Source organism: Pseudomonas sp. GW821-FHT10C09 (genome assembly GCF_059415465.1).
Genome location: NZ_JBWKNG010000004.1, coordinates 107,718 through 121,995, shown reverse-complemented (window position 1 = coordinate 121,995; position 14,278 = coordinate 107,718). Strand labels below are relative to the sequence as shown.

General features: G+C 52.3%; 11 protein-coding genes. 4 read left to right on the top strand and 7 right to left on the bottom strand.

All coding sequences use genetic code 11. The features are described 5' to 3' along the window. Positions 1-58 precede the first annotated feature (58 nt). From AC07N8_RS05075 to AC07N8_RS05060, 4 genes are all read left to right on the top strand, one after another. Entirely contained in the window at positions 59-916 is an 858-nt protein-coding gene (locus tag AC07N8_RS05075) for a TIGR02391 family protein (RefSeq protein WP_116893649.1), read from the top strand. A gap of 582 nt (positions 917-1,498) precedes the next feature. Then, positions 1,499-2,686 carry a GNAT family N-acetyltransferase gene (locus AC07N8_RS05070; RefSeq protein WP_493141715.1) on the top strand — a complete coding sequence of 396 codons (1,188 nt, stop codon included), beginning with the start codon at positions 1,499-1,501 and terminating at the stop codon, positions 2,684-2,686. A 253-nt stretch (positions 2,687-2,939) separates the two neighbouring features. Then, positions 2,940-5,483 carry a hypothetical protein gene (locus tag AC07N8_RS05065; protein ID WP_493141717.1) on the top strand — a complete coding sequence of 848 codons (2,544 nt, stop codon included), beginning with the start codon at positions 2,940-2,942 and terminating at the stop codon, positions 5,481-5,483. Positions 5,484-6,638: 1,155 nt separating this feature from the next. After that, positions 6,639-6,908 (top strand): helix-turn-helix domain-containing protein, encoded by a 270-nt coding sequence (locus AC07N8_RS05060; RefSeq protein WP_493141719.1) that lies wholly within the window; start codon positions 6,639-6,641, stop codon positions 6,906-6,908. 263 nt (positions 6,909-7,171) lie between these two features. On the opposite strand, the gene AC07N8_RS05055 is transcribed toward AC07N8_RS05060, so the two are convergent. From AC07N8_RS05055 to AC07N8_RS05025, 7 genes are all read right to left on the bottom strand, one after another. After that, on the bottom strand, positions 7,172-7,567 hold the full coding sequence (locus AC07N8_RS05055) for a hypothetical protein (RefSeq protein WP_493141721.1): 396 nt from the start codon (positions 7,565-7,567) through the stop codon (positions 7,172-7,174). Between the two features lie 8 nt (positions 7,568-7,575). Next, positions 7,576-9,684: a hypothetical protein gene (locus AC07N8_RS05050; RefSeq protein ID WP_493141722.1), complete on the bottom strand. Its 2,109-nt coding sequence runs from the start codon at positions 9,682-9,684 to the stop codon at positions 7,576-7,578. Beyond that, complete coding sequence (locus tag AC07N8_RS05045; RefSeq protein ID WP_493141724.1) at positions 9,671-10,048, bottom strand: hypothetical protein; 378 nt, start codon at positions 10,046-10,048, stop codon at positions 9,671-9,673. Before AC07N8_RS05045 ends, AC07N8_RS05050 begins: the two co-directional genes overlap by 14 nt. Before the next feature lie 39 nt (positions 10,049-10,087). Next, entirely contained in the window at positions 10,088-11,191 is a 1,104-nt protein-coding gene (locus tag AC07N8_RS05040; protein ID WP_493141726.1) for a tyrosine-type recombinase/integrase, read from the bottom strand. A gap of 11 nt (positions 11,192-11,202) precedes the next feature. After that, on the bottom strand, positions 11,203-12,456 hold the full coding sequence (locus tag AC07N8_RS05035) for a tyrosine-type recombinase/integrase (RefSeq protein WP_493141728.1): 1,254 nt from the start codon (positions 12,454-12,456) through the stop codon (positions 11,203-11,205). A gap of 221 nt (positions 12,457-12,677) precedes the next feature. Next, positions 12,678-13,187: a cupin domain-containing protein gene (locus AC07N8_RS05030; RefSeq protein ID WP_493141730.1), complete on the bottom strand. Its 510-nt coding sequence runs from the start codon at positions 13,185-13,187 to the stop codon at positions 12,678-12,680. Between the two features lie 82 nt (positions 13,188-13,269). Beyond that, the gene (locus AC07N8_RS05025; RefSeq protein WP_483842236.1) at positions 13,270-14,193 is read right to left on the bottom strand and encodes a LysR family transcriptional regulator; all 924 of its coding nucleotides are present in this window, start codon (positions 14,191-14,193) and stop codon (positions 13,270-13,272) included. Positions 14,194-14,278 lie beyond the last annotated feature (85 nt).

The window sequence follows — 14,278 nt, the reverse complement described above, 5'->3', positions numbered from 1 at the left end:
TAATTACTCATCGAAATTCTAAGATAGAAGCGGTACAAAAAACGGACGGAACGCGGTGATGGGCAAAAAGATCGACATGAGCAAACTCGCGGGTATCGAATATCATGGCACGCCCGGAGTTACCCAGCGGTGCGTAGACGCACTAAAAAGCGTTCTAGCCGCGGGTGAACGTGTACAATCGGCTTGGATTTTGTCGTGGTCCGATGGAGGAATAGGCGAGCACAGTATCCTGCTGACCGTCTCACCTTATCTGCAAATATTGATCAGGCCTGGATTCAGATCAGGATATTCAGGAACCGGACCGACAGGGCTTTCTACTGCCATTGGGTTGCTTCAGCTGTTTAAGGTGGATATTGAGGAATACGATATCGATGAGGAATTTCATCGTCGTTGCGAAGCTGGTTGCCTCCATTCATCTGATCTGAAAAATCTGACTCAATCTAGGCCCGTCCGACCCTCCCGATATTACGAATACGTTGAGCGGCCGTCCTATCGCGCCAAGGCTGATGTCATACACCTGCTTGAAGAGTTTCCACCTGTACTGAATTTGGGGCTGCTCGACGAACGACTGATCGATTTGTCGATTGGATTTCTCGACAATCCGGACTTCGCTATCACGACTGCTTTTCGAAGATTGGAAGATATCGTTCGAACCCGGATCGGAGTCTACGATAAGAGCAGCAACCAGCTTTTCACGCACGCATTCGAAGGGAATAGATCGTTGCTGCATTGGGATGACCCGGACGCAGGGGAGCAAGCGGGCAAATCCAATTTGTTCAAGTCCGTAACGATGGCCTACCGCAATCCACGCGCTCACCGAGAAGTTGTAATGAGTAGTCGTGACGCGGTTCGCGAGTTCATGCTCGTCAATCAGTTGTACCTCCTCGAAGCAGCTGCGGTACCGAGGTTGATCTAATTCATCTTCATGATCAGAAGAGCGCCCCGTCGCTCGACGAGAGTGATCGTCCAACCGCCTGTTAAGCCTTTGACACCGCAGGGTTCCTCACTGCTGGTGCCCCAATTGTGTAGTCGCCAGCGCAGGATTGACCCAGTTACCGAAATTTCATTGATCCAGGCTCTTACCTTGTGACTCACTACCAGTCCTGCTTTTTTGCCGATTGGTGTTGGGTCAGCGTGGCATCGGCCACTAGATCAATTCGGCGTCAGCGCCAACAGGTTGCGGCCTGATCGGCGCTATTGATCCCTTTTTGGACTGGTGAAGAAGACTTAGCCGTCGCGCTTGTGCCCTCAACTTCTTTGATCAAAGTGGCCGCGATTTGGGTCTTGGATGCTTTTGCTACTGCCTTAATATTTTCAGCTTTTGCAATTCCATCTAGCGCGCTCTTGAATTACCCGGACAGGATTTCGTCAAGGAACACCGTATGGTGCGCTTCACCGATGAACTGGCAATTACCAGACGCACCGTTGTGCCTAGCCGCGTTGCGTGGAGGCGGTCGGGTCGGCAAAATGACTCCACCTTGCCGACCTGGTACACCAGATGCCCACCTTTTTTGATAGCGACGACCTCGCGGATCTCTACAAGCTGCTTACCGAGGAAAAGCGGCCTCTGCCCGCGAAGGCCAACCTTACCCGCTTCGAAAGCCAACTTTTGAGTGACAGGGTTTCGACGCTTGTAGATCTGGGTGACTACCTTCTTACGACGGAGACTAGGCGGTACGGAGCGATCGAGAGGGTTTTAGGAACCCTTATCGATGAGCTGTCAATTCCCAAACAGTGGATTTTCCGCAAGCCCGCCCGGCCGGGAGACGAGGTGAGCGGCAATCAAGGGATGACGGCAGTGGACGTGACGGGTCTTCTCATCGCAATGGAGGCACTTGGGATGTCTGTAGACCCAAGTCGACTGACTAACGCGCTGACCCCTGAGCTTTCTGACCGCAATTACCTCACAAGCAGCGAGTTTGACATCCTTTACTACTCGCGCAGCGTCGGTAAGCAGCGCAAGGTTCTGAACGCTGACTGGAAGGGCGTCGAAGGTGCTCCTAAGCTTACTGAGCACAAGGATGCCGGGGGATACCGGTTTTCGATGACCTGGCGGGGGGACACGGCCATTTCGCTGGAGGTGCGTGGACCAAAATACCGGGCGCCCAGACTGCAAGAAAGCGTGACATGCGAATTCTGCGATATGACTTACGTGACAAACAACCAAGCTGATTCCCGCCGGCATCGCGTCGTGCATGAGCGGAAGCGGAGGGTGATGGAGCCTTCTGCAAACAAGCGTTTCGCGAAAAGGCTTGCAGCGGTCACCTCCGGTGAACTCATTAACTCAGAGAGTCCTTTATGGATGCACGGAGAGGCCTACGAACGCGCCAGGGCGTTTCGACGTGAGTTTGGGTATGACTTTGTTCAATGGCCTGGCTCCCAGTCCACGCGCGCTCCTGCGGACTGGGAAGGGTACCTATTTGCGGCTGGACCTGATGGCACGATCGCTGGGGCTTGCGGCTTCATGCAGGAGGAGTCCGGTTCTCGCAACGGTCAGTGGGGGTTGCATTGGATCTGGATCGCGCCCGGGTTCCGTCGGAGCGGCCTACTCAGGGCGCGTTGGCAAGACCTGCTCGACCGCTACGGTGATTTCCATATTGAGCATCCGATCTCGGACGCGATGCAGGCCTTTATCCGCCGACATGGGAGCGAGAAGCAAAGATCCCAAGTGCTACCGCCGCTGTAGAAACCTTAGGCGCAAAGGTTCAGTCATCGGGGCTTTGGCGTCCTCGCGATCACAGCGGGTATCTCTGCCTGGTGCCCAACCATTGCCAGTCAATTTGACGGCGGGCTGAGTTCAGCCCGCGCGCCGGCAGTACAATTCGCGACCCCATACCCGCTCTACCCGAAATCTCGCCTGAAATGGTTCATCTGCTGTTAAGCCGAAATTCTTTTGCCCGTCTACGATAACTGAGGCGGATCACAGCGGGGGAAGGGTAATGGGACCGTTTCTAAAACACTGCGTACAGCGCTTCACCCAAGTTTACAAGAACCCGGTAGTGGGTTACTGGTGCGCCGCTTTGATGATCGCTCCTGCAGCGGCCGTAGTTGCCCTGTATCCAATGAACTGGATACTGGGTGCAGATCGATTTTACATGACGACTATTAATGTTGAAGTGCTGCGTCCTTACTTCAGCATTCCCTTGGTAGCTGGGGCGATGATTGCTTATTTCAATAAAAATTGGGTCATGGCTGTGATGCTCGTACCAGGGTTGCTCTTCATAGTGAGCACCCCCAACGAGATTGGCGGTGTTTCAAACAGCCAAAAAAGTGATCTCTCTTTCTACCCTACATCTCACGACTTGGAAGTGATCAAAAGACGCATTGTGAGGCTGGACGAAGGGCTGGCTAACGGCGGTTGGATAGTTTCGCCAGCACCTCCAAATGTGCTCCTTAGTGATGTACAAACTCGGTGGGAGAATACAATGCTTCGCCCCGTTGAGATTTGGCTGGATGCCAGAAAAGCGGAGGACAGTATCCTCCTCATAAACGATATAATAAAGTTTGAGTTAGGGAATATCGAGCGAGCGGCCAATTGCGTTGTTATAAACAGGCCGCGCGAATGTCAAGGTTATGCCAAGTCAATACCTGTAATAAAAAAGAGAGTTGCTTGGTTGGAGTCCCGATTTAGAGAACTAAGCAATGAGTTGGGCGCGGGTCGGATGTATTCGCTTGTACTGGCTGCTGCTTCTGTAGATGAAACAGATTTCGACCTGTTAAGGCATCGTATGATCGCAAACAAAACGTACGGCGATTCCATGCTCTACATAATGTCAGCCTCAGTTGTATTTTCGCTATTGATCTGGGTTGCAGGGTTTCTCAATTCGACGTTTTATTTGTTTGTAGTTGCGACGGCTGTTGTCAGTTATTTTTCAACTAAGTCATCGGAAGTTGGCACTCAACAGATAGGTGTTGTAGTTGCTCTTTACCCGGTATTTATTGCAGTTGTTTCAGGATTTGTTCTTAGGTTTGCGCTTCGGGCTATCACAGATAACCAGGCGATATTTAAAATGTTCCCGAAGCAAAAGATCATAAGCGCTGCATATCTTTCAACAATTAAATGGTTGCCGTTTCCACTTGTGGTTGCTGGAGTTCTCTATGTAAGCGACTCGATGTACTCGGCTCTCTCCGATAAAATTTATGAAAAAGGTCAGGTCGCAAATAGCTACTTTGAAATTTATAAAAGCGATCCATGGCGCGATACGTTGCATGAAGATGTCAAAGCGGGTGTTTTACGCAAATTAAAATCAATCGAGGCGAAAATTCTTGCTCATTCTAGCGAAGCCAAAGGTGGCGTACAAGAAACGGTGCTGGCTACCCAAGCCAAAATAAAGGAAATGTTCGCAACTGTCCTGCCTGAACACATATACGAACTTTATCCGGATCTTGAACCTCCTGAAATTGGCAGTTGTTTTTGGTTTGTTGGGGTCAGTGCACCTTGTATTGCTAAAAGTATAGCGTATAAGCGTGTTGATGCAGCGTATCGGGGGCCGCGCAACAGATTGAAAAGCGCCTTGGAAGAGAGATTAAGCTCTATGGGGAACAAAGTCGTTGTAGGAATATCAACCGCAGCTGATGAAATTAAGCTGATTGTAGTAGAAGAATTTAAAATTGCGGAAAAGTCTGCTATCAATGCAGTAAACTGGACCTTCCTGGCAATGAGTGTAATGTCTGTACTACAGATGGCGTTCATGCTGCTTGTTTGCATACGGGGGTATCTACTCATATTTGGGCGCATTCTTTATAGTACTCAAGGGGTGCCCATAGCGGTCCAAGACAAAAACCCCTACCTCACTCTAGCCCATGGAATTCCGCAATCTCCTAGCAGCACCCTAACTATTCACCCGCATCAATATCCTGTTGACGGGAAGTATTTACCTCTGATTGCGAAAAGATCCTATGGTGCCGACAATGCACTGCAATCCACGCTGGTTATTAAGTCGTTCACAACAAAATGGTTGATAAGACGCTGCTGGAAGTGCCTTTTACTTTGCGACGTCACTCATATGGTGGGACAAGACCCTGTGTGCTACACGTCAGGTGCCGGCCGATCTTTTGTAGTGTGGACCATTCCTCCACATAGCAAAGTGTTCTTCGACTTTAAGCAGTTCGTTGGGATGTCTAATTCCTTGAAGCTAAAGAGGGAGATTTCTTTAAGAGTTGGCGGCTTAACATTTGGCACCACAATGCATGCTTATGTTGAAAGCGGTAATCAGGAAGGAGTACTAATCCAGGAGAGTTCTGGCTCAATAGAATTAAGGGATAAACAGTCAAACCCTCCAGTGGGCGCAGCTTTCAGATTTATGTCTTGGCGGGATGATACGGCGTTCAAAATAGCGTCACCCACGGGATGGCTAAGCCTCTACATCGATACACCATCGCTTGATCCTGAGCCTGGCTCATGGGTGGCGTATGATACGGATGGTGGCAGAAAATATGGGCTCGGAGTACTTACCGAGTTGGTATTGCTGTTGCGCCCGTAGCGGCGATCGAAGGGTGCGCCAGGCGGGCAGGCGGCCGTCTCACCAGTTGACCAAGGTTGACCCCACTGCTCAAACATGAAATGAGCGCTCAATGTTGGTGCTGACGCCGAATTGATCCAGTGGCCGAGATGACGCTGACCCAGTCTTATTCCTCGCGAACCATTGCCTATGCTGGATTTCTGGCTACTTGGGGTAGGGCAGTCTTGCGTCGGCACGTGGGTCAATTCGGCGTCAGCGTCTACACACCATGGAGCTGAGGGAAAAATACGATAATTATAGATGAGAGGATACGAAGTCGTTTGCGAAGTGTCTACGACCGATGTCGTCGCAAGGAGGTGTCACGCCAGGGGCCGCTTTTGGCCCAGAGTGTGTAAAAACGAAGGTATGGTTTTGAAGTCTGCGTTGCTACGTAGAATCTGCTAGTGCTTGGTTAATCAGCAGACCTGAAGTTTACGTAGGAACGTGATTTTCGTCCTGGTTCAGGCCGTTAAATTTGCTGTAAAACGTTTTTACACAACCTCGGCCGATGGCTGTCTGTCGTGAAGGACTGAAAACGACCTAAGCGGCGAAACCGTCCGGCCAACCGGGCGGGCTGATGCCTCAGACGCGCGACGGGCAGACCAAATGGCATAAATCAAGAGCACAGCGAGATCACGACCCTGCTGATGTTACCTTGCTCTACCTCTAGTCCAGGGTCACATGAGCTGGTGTAAACCGCGCCCTCTTTAACATTAAATCGGTAGTGACGGACCGCGCCCTTTGACTTCGGAACGTATGCTATTTCTGTGAGCTGCTCCATTAGCCATCTCTCTTTGCCATTCATGGCAGGCGGTGTGGCGAGGAGAATTGACTCGATTGCCGTACCAGCTGACTTGAACAAACTCAGATCTTCCAACGTTTGGACGTCGGAAACCATGAGCATGTGTCGCGATGTGGAATCGCCACTGCATTTGAGGACTGTGACATAAAACCAAGGTAACGGGATGATCTGCTCCACGCACGACCACAGATGGAGATCCGGCTCCAACTGGGAAGAAAAGATCATTGCGTCTCGCCGATAGGTTCTAAACATAAAAATCCCCAAAATGAACACTATAGATTGTAGCCCTATAGAGTGCACAAAAGGCCTTATCTTTCCATTTGCGAGTAAAGCAAATGGAAGTAAAACAAGCGTTCGGGTTAGCGCTTCGCGCCTTGCGTATCAGCCGAGGATTAACACAGGAGGATTTTGCTCTAGTCAGCAGCCGTACCTTCTTGAGCTCGCTGGAGAGAGGTATTAAAGGTGCGACCATAGAGAAGGTCGACGAGCTGGCGGGCACGATTGGGGTGCATCCGGTATCCGTCATCATCGCCTGCTACCTCAAGAAAGACCCAGACATTAAGCTGGAAGATCTCCTTGAGCGGGTCCGCAGCGATCTCAGGTAGTACGACTCTCATGTGGGGCTTTGACTTACTGAGGCCGGTGCGCCGTGCCGAGGTCTTCGACGTGATCGAGTTGCAGGTCTCCTGGTCCGCGTTACTGGGAAGCGGCTATACAGCAAGCGCTATAAAGCAGCCAGTCCGGAATTGGAAGATTTTGCCTCACCTCCAGTGGTGCCCATAGCTGTCTGACGCATTCAAATACTCGGTCAAACCTGGATGGCCTGGTTAGTCAAGCCCGTGCAGAGCAAACATGAGTAATCATTTGCTCATCGTTTTCGTACCGGCTCCATTACGTCTTCAACATCCAACCCTTTCAATAGGCACCGATGCAAAATCACGGACAGCGCTTCGTAGAGCCTATCGCGCTGTGTAATCAAGGCGGCATTTTCCGCCTGTAGATGAGCAATGCGCTCTTCGAAGCTTCTCCGCCGGCGGGCACCGTCTGGATCTCTTCCGCTTTCCTTCAGTTGTGCGATACGGGCGGACTCGATCCGCCGACCACGATCTCCCACTAAGGTCGCGCGGCTCGTCAGGCCCAATCTACGCTGCACTTCGGGGCGTGAAATAGGCGCGAGCTCCAATCCTAAGCTAACCATTTGGGCGAGGAGGGCGTCGATCGCCTCGTCCAACGTGCCGCCCCTCAAGATCTGTCGTTGCGCCATGTTCGCCTCTAATCGTCTGAAACCGAACTGTGTCGTTTGTCCGTGTCCGCAATCGTCATTGGATGCCCATCTGGAAACACGCGTTGCACACCTGCATTGGTGTCGCGCGCGAGGACAGATTTTAGATTGTTGAGTTTGTCCTCCTGGTCCGCCAGCCATACATCGCTGCCTGCCTCTCCGGCGCCGGCGTCGCGCATGATAGTAATTGCGGTCGTAAGATTCTCGGCTTGTTTCTCAAGGTTGGTCCGTTCCGATGGAGTGCCCATCAGATGGAGATGCGAGCAGCCATTCCAGCACTGAAGATGCTTAGGGCAGGGCGCTTGGGAGAAATCGTGAATGCAATCTCCAAAGGGTGTCACATGCAGCGCCGTAGCGTGCACGGTGAGGAATGCTTCTGCAGTTGTCGTGCCTTTATCTGACAGCAAAGCATGGTAGCTGTCGGTCAAAGCGCCCTGAATTCGCTTTTCTCTTATGCCCGTATGTAGAAAGTCGATACGCTCGTGATGGCTATTGAACGCCAAGAACTCTTGTTGGGCTGCGTTGTTTTCTTCAATGCTCGTGTGCTGGTAATAGACATTCTGGTCGAGGCGCTTTCGCCCCAGGGCCAACGCCTGCTGAACGTCACTCATGCCGGTCAGATGGTAAATAGTGTTTCGCCAGTGTCGAGGTTGGTGGCTTGTTAGCCTAATCGGAGCTCCATCAGACTCGGTCAATGACCGACGCGAAAAAATGGACGGATACTTTTCATCATTACCCAGCGCGCGATTGATATCCACGAGGGTTACCCGACGCGGGATTGCCCGAAACACATTTGCTTCCCGCCCACCGAGGCGGAATTGACCATCAAACGCGATGGCTAATGTTTCGCTGGTTTGTAGGACAACACAGAGCTTACCTCCAACATTTTCAGTAAGCGCTGCATGACCCCGAAGTTTGGGAACGAGAAAACGCTCAATATCACCGGCCAAGTATCTACGCTCGATATCGTTATACTGATGGTTAGTCCCGTCTAAGGGGTGAACTCCGTTTCGGGAAAGATACACAGAGAGATTCCTAAGGGTATCTCGGTTCTCGCTAAACCCGAGCCAATCTAGAACCTCAATCTCTGACATTGCTGTTTGTGGTGAGTAGCTCCAGAGACGCCCTGGATGGGCTTCTTGCCACCTAGCGAGCTCTCGCTGCTCTTGGGTCAGCTTCTTCAATCGTTCGACCGCGCGCCTAGCTAAAGGAACGTCGCTTTCTGCGAACCAATGAACTCGGGATTGAAATTGCTTTTCCGCAAAGTACCTGATCCCGCATTCGACTATGGGTTTACCATTGGCATCTACAACCACCTTTCCTGCCGTCCCTTTGATCGGCCTTTCGACCCAACAGTCATAGGGAATTACTGTTACCTCATTACCCCGTTGCCCAGTCGCGATCAACAAATCGATCACACGCAGCAAAATTTCTTCGCCCTCACTGATCGGGTGGTTCGAGCATAAGGCGTAGGCTTCCATCGCCTCGCGAGAAGGCAACCTGTCATCAGATTTACGCTGTTTTACCGCACGATCAGGATCGTACAATGAAATGTAGTCGTGGCGACGTTTCTCTGGTTTTGCATCATGCGCAAAGTGGATGGCGATCTCGGTTAATTGCAGATTATCAATCGTATCCGCAACTACTTGAAGATGAGAGATCGCGTCGTAGAGATTCTTGTAGCCACTGTCGCGGAGAAACCCTACGACGCGGTCGAAATCGCCTCGCGTCAACAGTGTGGGGTCGGATACACCGCGCTCAAATAACGGGTTGTACAACCGCCGGACGGCAATATTGTATGCCGCCGCCATCGAAAACTTCAGGTTCCGGGTGCGTTGCAGATACACAATCAAGGCCTTGCTAAAATCTTGGAAAGTGAAGGGGAGTGGCCCCTTAGGCGGGGCGGGATAGCCTGTCTTCTCGAGGGCTTGCCGATGCGTTTCGAAGGTAAGAGCATGTTGGTTATCCCGTTGTGGTAACCAACTTCCGACGTCCCACACCGGTGACGCCCACGTTGTTGAAATTGGCAACGACTGAAAAAACGCTTGCTCCTGTGTAATAAAGCCCTCGAGGCTCTGCCTTGCCCTAGACAGCGTCATCTGCGGCATCCTCCGAGTACTGCCGGCAGCGTTCGATGGTAGCGCTTACCGCCAGGATGGTTGTCTGATGCTGGGCGAGGGGCCGGTTGTGAATTAGGTCACCGGCTTGTTCTGCCATATCAATGAACCGTTGAGCCTCCCGTTGCAGCGCGTCCTTCACCTGCTCATGGCGGCCGTCAGCAAAGGGGTGAAACTTCTTGCAGGTGTAGCAGGCGTAGACGGGATTGTAGGGGCAGTGCGTATGAGCTGGCAGGGCACAGGCACCGATGTCCCCGATGTACTGCGTATCGATTACGCCGCGGATGGCTCTTTCTGCGACTGTATTTCGGCGCTGGACGATTTCCCCGGTTAATAAACTGCGCATAATGCGCTGATAGGAAGGGCTTTTACCGAGTGCTTTCTCTTAAATCCGGGCAATGTTGGGGGTTGCCGTTACGTAAGCACGCGCCGCAACCGTGCTGTTGTGGCCGAGCAGCTCGGCAATCATGTCTGCCGGAGTACCCTGATCCGCCAAACCTTGCCCGAGGTGATGACGCAACAACATGGTTACCTGGTTCGGCTTGTCTATCCCAGCTTCGCGTAGCTCGTATTTGAGGCCCACAATGATTTCGGTTACAGACAGGCGCCTTCCACGAGGACTGACAAATAATGGTTCACAGTCGTTACCAAATCGGCGTTGAATTTCTGAAATGTGCCGTGAGATTTTTTCACCCAACCGCGTGGTTATTTTGCGGGGCCGTCGCTCAGGTCTGCGCTGACCGACCTTTTTGGCCATGGGTAACCACAGTGTGTAATACGTTTCATGATCAGCGCTTTCGATGAACTCAAAATCCGCAATATCAAGCGAATGGAATTGAATCGAGCGCGGGCCTAGTTCGAAACTTAAGTGGAGCATCATGTTGAGCTGAGCTTCACTCCAGTCTTTGGTCTGGATATCGCGCTCAATTCGCTGCAGTAGCCGGATCTCTTCATCAAGGGCTAAACCGGACTGGGATAGAAATATACGTTCGTACGGATCAAGGCGGCTCGTCTTGATTTCTTTAAGTGCTAGATATGTTTCTTTATCAAAGCCCAATATTCCTCGATTAAGGGCCCAGCGATAAAACGTTCTAAAAAAAATAGTGCTCTCGCGAAATTTCGCCCAAGTACTTATGGTCGTGACCACCTCTTGTCGCGTCCAAGGAAACTTGGCTGAGATATCGCTTTCAGCTAGTCGTCCGAACACCCCGGATGCTTTGAATGCCGTTACAGGTGCATACTTTTCCAGTGCATAGGCCACGAACGCTTTGGCGATTTGCATGAGGTTCGGATTCAGGTGGAGCGCATCCCAATCTATTTTCATAGCCGTTCCGCCGTCGTACCACGTCCAAACGCTCAATCGAGTATCGACGTACCTTGGTTGGTCATTAGTGCGAGTTCGAATGGCAACCTGAGCCGGGCCCTTGAATACGTAAGCCGGCAAAGAGGAGGAGGGTGCAGCGTGTTCTTGATCGGCTGATTTGGTCAAGGCGAACCTCCTTAACTGTCAAGTCGGCTCCAGGCTGCCGAGGCACGCTGGGCATTGTGGCGGTTGGCCGACTCGGCTAGATAACGACTTGCATAACGGCGTGGCATCGTCGAAGTGCCAGACCAGCCGCAGACTCGTCGGAGTTCGTCCGTGGCCCGCTCGAGGTCATACCCACGCTTCTCGACCAGGTAAGCTAAAAACCGGTCGGCAAAGGTGTGGCGAAAGTCATGCGCGGAAAGTGTAGGCAACAATCCCGGATGAGCCAGTTCAACGGTCAGAAACAGTCGATCAAGGACGTTAGACAACGCGCGGATCGACAACGGACGACCTCGGTCAGAGATGAACAAATAGCGGTACAGCAATTTCATTGGTCTGCCGTTACGTATGGGGCGCCGATCGCCCTGGATATAGTGCTCGTAGACCTCATACAACTGTGCGGAGATACCTACTGTCCGTCCGTGGGTTTTCAGCGCAGGCTCTTCAGCGCGCGGGTCGCCTGGGTCATGTTCGCGGTCATTGATGCTGACATAGGCATGCTGAGAACCCTGATTGATATCCGTGGTGTAGAGCTTCAGAAGCTCTCCGCGACGGATACCGGTCTCCAGCAGCAATTCAATCATTAGCCAATTGCGCAACTGCAATCGTTCCGGAAACGGATTCTCCGCAGCGCCCGGGCGAATCAGTGTGCGAATGATCTGGAGTTGCGTATCTGTCAGGCTGCGGTAACGAGTGCGGTCGGGACGAACATTGATGATATGGCTCTCAAAGCGTCGTTCAATGACGTCGGCGACATCTGCAAATACCACCTCGATGTTAGCCAGGGTGGTTGAGTTTTGACGGGCGCGCGGGATGTAACGGGTGACACACCAGGACAGGTATTGCTTCAGCAATCGCAGGTACTGGTCACGAGTACGCGGATCGACATGCGGAAAAGGTGCCGTTGCAGCTGTGCCGATTCGGGCGACCAGATTATCGGCCTGACGGCCGCTTTGGAGCCAGATGGCGTAACCATCCAACAAGGCGAGAATCGCCTCAAAGTGACAGGCCAAGATGGCCTCATCGATATCCAGATCTCGGCTGTTGGCATAGGTGTAGAAAGCCTGGATCGCACGCAGGTGCGCTGCGGCGGTGTTGTATGCACGATGCCTGAGCTTGAGCTGGACGTAGATGAATGGGACTAGCTTGGGCAATGGCGCCGCCTGACCATCCTGCACAAGCAGCGGTACCCGCTGACCAGAAGAGTAACGGCACTGAATCAGCTTCATCGGCAGCCACCTCATTCAATGACGCGCCATGAACACGAAGTACATGGCCCGTTGAGAGCGTGGACGGCAGAACCGGGTTTGTCGAATCAGTGCCTTAAGAGCCTCATGAACATTTCTAACATAGCATCTGGTTTAACATAATATACATTACACGTAACAATGTATTTCACGATTAGCCCGGTTGCGCGCAGATTCTGCAGCCCTCAATCCACCTCAAGCCCTTATCCTCGTGTAAGCCTTTCTATCAACCTCGAATACTCAGGAAACCGCTCACTGAGCTTTTCTCGATCACCCAACTCCATATCCGCGTAATCAAACCCCGGCGACACCGCTTCACTGATCAAACCGAATCCTGCCGATCCCTCTACAAGCCGCGAAGCTTTCCAAACGCCGCCAGGTACATTCAACTGCAAACATTCTCCCGCAATGACATCGCTGCCCATCAAGACAGTCTTCAATGTGCCGTCCGGAAAAATCAGCGAGTACTCGATGGCATCGCCCAGATGGTAGTAATGAACAATATCGGACTGGTTCAGATGAAAATGCCCAACCGGAGAATCTTTCGTTAACAGATAGTAAATCGACGTCATCCGGTAACGCAGGCCACCCGTGGTTATGACCATGCTTTGATCATCCGACTGATACGTTCTGCGGTAGTAACCGCCTTCCAAATGCGGCTCCAGATCTAGCGCTGCGACCAGATCGACGATGCTGAATGCTTTTAAAGTCATTGCGCAAACCCCTGTTGTGCGAAATTGATGCACGTTCGCAGCATTTAGCAACATAACTCGACTAAATAGTGCTTTAGATGAGTTAGCCCTGTCGGACGCTGACAGGCGCATGTTGTTCCATCAGTTCGACCACCCAATCGATGAACACCCGCAGCTTGATGCTGATATGCCGGTTTGGCGGATAGGCCACGTAGAGTGGCATCGGATCGAGCCTCCAGTCTTCGAACAGTTGCACCAGGTCACCGCGGTCCTCGTGAATTCTGGACATGTATTTTGGCAGCCAAAGTACGCCCAACCCGGCCAGCCCCGCGGCGATATAAGCATTGCCATCGTCGACGGCCAATACGTAACGGCCTTTGATTTGAAGGTGTTCACTGTGGTTATGCATGGCATAAGGCACCGGTTTGCCGGTGCGTGCCCACAAGAAACCGACGATACGATGATCCGAGTCTTCCAGTTCCTGCGGATGCGCGGGTGTGCCGTTGCGCTTCAGATAATCGGGTGAGGCAAATACACCCAGTTGCAGGTCCCCTACCCTCCGCGCCATCAGCGACTGGTCCGTCAACTCGCCGCCGCGCACCACGCAATCGACGTTTTCATCAATCATATCGACGAGGCGATCACTGACGCCCATGTCGATCTGGATGTCGGGATATCGCGCGTAAAACGCCGGCAATGCGGGTATCAGGATCGAGCTGGCCAGCGGGCTGGGGACATCCACTCGCAAGCGGCCCCTGGGCAGTGTTGATGCGTCGGACAGGCTGGTTTCCGCATCGTCCATGTCGGCCAGTAGCCGCAGCACCCGCTCGTAATAAACAGCGCCATCGGCCGTGACGTTGACTTTGCGAGTCGTACGGTTGAGCAATTTAACGCGTAACCGGGCCTCCAACTGCTGCACCAGTTGCGTCACGGTGGTCTTGCTCATGTGCAGCGTTTCGGCGGCCTTGGTGAAGCTGCCCGCCTCCACGACTCGAGCAAATGCCTGCATTGCATCAAATCGGTCCATTGTTGCCCCGGCTATCGATCGGATTGTTTGAGTTTCACAAACAGTGATGCCTAAGGTTGCTCGTTTATCAGCCGCGCACAAGTAC

Excerpts from the sequence above, each read along its gene's own strand:
- AC07N8_RS05050 (WP_493141722.1), bottom strand. The coding sequence starts at position 9,684 with ATGACGCTGTCTAGGGCAAGGCAGAGCCTCGAGGGCTTTATTACACAG.
- AC07N8_RS05025 (WP_483842236.1), bottom strand. The coding sequence starts at position 14,193 with ATGGACCGATTTGATGCAATGCAGGCATTTGCTCGAGTCGTGGAGGCG.
- AC07N8_RS05060 (WP_493141719.1), top strand. The coding sequence starts at position 6,639 with ATGGAAGTAAAACAAGCGTTCGGGTTAGCGCTTCGCGCCTTGCGTATC.
- AC07N8_RS05035 (WP_493141728.1), bottom strand. The coding sequence starts at position 12,456 with ATGAAGCTGATTCAGTGCCGTTACTCTTCTGGTCAGCGGGTACCGCTG.
- AC07N8_RS05045 (WP_493141724.1), bottom strand. The coding sequence starts at position 10,048 with ATGCGCAGTTTATTAACCGGGGAAATCGTCCAGCGCCGAAATACAGTC.
- AC07N8_RS05070 (WP_493141715.1), top strand. The coding sequence starts at position 1,499 with ATGCCCACCTTTTTTGATAGCGACGACCTCGCGGATCTCTACAAGCTG.
- AC07N8_RS05030 (WP_493141730.1), bottom strand. The coding sequence starts at position 13,187 with ATGACTTTAAAAGCATTCAGCATCGTCGATCTGGTCGCAGCGCTAGAT.
- AC07N8_RS05075 (WP_116893649.1), top strand. The coding sequence starts at position 59 with ATGGGCAAAAAGATCGACATGAGCAAACTCGCGGGTATCGAATATCAT.
- AC07N8_RS05065 (WP_493141717.1), top strand. The coding sequence starts at position 2,940 with ATGGGACCGTTTCTAAAACACTGCGTACAGCGCTTCACCCAAGTTTAC.
- AC07N8_RS05055 (WP_493141721.1), bottom strand. The coding sequence starts at position 7,567 with ATGGCGCAACGACAGATCTTGAGGGGCGGCACGTTGGACGAGGCGATC.